General features: G+C 68.2%; 1 protein-coding gene. It reads left to right on the top strand.

What is annotated here, in order from left to right; translation table 11 throughout:
- A partial coding sequence (locus SB754_RS22345) for a beta-N-acetylglucosaminidase domain-containing protein (RefSeq protein ID WP_410784470.1) occupies positions 1–245 on the top strand: 245 nt, incomplete at both ends.

The raw sequence follows: 245 nt of genomic DNA, 5'->3' as shown, positions 1-245 counted from the left end.
CCTCGGCTCAGGCGCTGGCATCGCTGCAGGCCGGAGTCGTCAACGAGGTGCAGGCCTGGCTCGACACCAAGACGGGTGCGCGGCCGCTGCTGGTCGTTCCCACCGAGTACTTCGGCACTCAGACGAGCCAGTACCGCACCCGCCTCGCCCAGCAGGTGACGCCCAAGGCGACAATGTTCTGGAGCGGACGAGAAGTCATCTCGCCGACGATTCCGCTCGGCGACCTCACGGCCGCGAAGAGCGCC

The sequence above is a fragment of the Leifsonia sp. SIMBA_070 genome, assembly GCF_046534635.1.
Lineage (GTDB): Bacteria > Actinomycetota > Actinomycetes > Actinomycetales > Microbacteriaceae > Leifsonia.
The sequence above is the reverse complement of the archived record's forward strand: the minus strand, read 5'-3'. Positions and strand labels throughout refer to the sequence as shown.